The sequence below is a fragment of the Desulforegula conservatrix Mb1Pa genome (assembly GCF_000426225.1).
GTDB lineage: Bacteria > Desulfobacterota > Desulfobacteria > Desulfobacterales > Desulforegulaceae > Desulforegula > Desulforegula conservatrix.
Genome location: NZ_AUEY01000174.1, coordinates 1 through 1,472 on the forward strand (window position 1 = coordinate 1; position 1,472 = coordinate 1,472).

Annotated in this window: 1 protein-coding gene; it reads left to right on the plus strand. The window is 41.0% G+C overall.

Features of this window, described 5'->3' with window-relative positions; genetic code table 11:
- The coding region (locus K245_RS25910) for an ATP-binding protein (RefSeq protein WP_232223865.1) at nucleotides 1-1,101 on the plus strand (1,101 nt) is incomplete at its 5' end.
- Between the last annotated feature and the right edge of the window lie 371 nt (nucleotides 1,102-1,472).

The window sequence follows — 1,472 nt, forward strand, 5'->3', positions numbered from 1 at the left end:
ATCAAGTATCTCTATTCCACTTGCTTTTCTTGCCATTGCCGCCTCCATGTCTTTTGCGGCTATTATTGCATACTTGATTTAGAAATGGAATTACTTGCCCTTTATCTGACACTCATTTCAGAAGAAGCAAAAACCGTGGCTTTCAGAGCCGGTATCACGTTAAAACACGCGTCCTGGATGCTTGAAAAAATGGCGCACAAGGGTATCATTTATAGAACAAAGACAGGCTCAAAGCCTCCGAAGTATATGGCTTTACAGTATATTGTGGGAATATGGGAGCTTCAGGTAAATCGCCTTACTCCAGAGCTTGTCAGGGAAATGGATCTTTACATTCCCTATCTGATTAATGACGGGCAATGGAAAAAAACTCCGCAGTTGAGGGTCATTCCTATCAATAAAAGCGTTGATCAGGAACTGAAGGTAATGACATATGAGGACGCGGAAAAGCTTGTGCGGGCAAAATCGACATTTGTTATTGCTCCATGCATATGCAGAAGGGAAATGGCGATTCACGGCCATCCATGCAAAAAGCCTATGGAAACATGCATTTCCTTTGGCGGCCCCGAAGATTATTACAGATTGACCGGATCAGGAAGAAATGCCTCACTTGAGGAAGTTCTATCGCTTTTAGAGCAGGCTGACAAGGCCGGTCTTGTTCTTCAGCCCAGCAATGACAAAGATATAAGCTGGATATGCTGTTGCTGCGGATGCTGCTGCGCTCTGCTCAGAAGTATTAAAAAATTCCCCAATCCAGGGGAAATATCCGCAACTCCTTTTTATGCCGTTCTTGACAAAAGCAAATGCACTGACTGTGGAATCTGCCTAAAGAGATGCCAGATGGATGCTTTCACAAAAAATGAAACAGGAATCTCTCTCAGCAGAAAAAGATGCATTGGGTGCGGTCTCTGTGTCACGACCTGTCCGTTTGGAGCCCTTAAACTTGTACGCAAACCTTCCGAAAATCAACCCATAGTTCCGCCCAATATTGCGCTGTCAATGCTGAGAATCGCCTGGAAAAGAAAAAAAATAGACTTTTTCATCATATCCATAATGTTTTTCGAATCATTCAGAGACAGATTTCTGGCGTGGTTGAAGTTTTGAAATAATCAAGAATTTGGAGTTATGATTTATGCAAAATAGGTCAATATTTCAAAAATCAGAAATGCTTGGACGGAAGGTCGCTTTTTTGTAAAAAAGCTTCGCAAAAAACTTTTTAATTATTGCTTGGCCAACACCAGCAGGGTTAAATATGAATCTATTATTTGCAGCTATCTATTCCATAATTCATATATTTTTATTGATAACAATGACTATGTTTGTAGCTTTATTCCCTACAATACTCAATTTTATCATTTCATATTTATTAGCAAGAAAAGTAAATCGAGTAGGGTGAAGCAGCTGATCAAGTCTGCTTCATCCCTCTCACAGAACCGTGCGTACGGGCCTCGTACACGGCTCTTGTTCATCCTTAT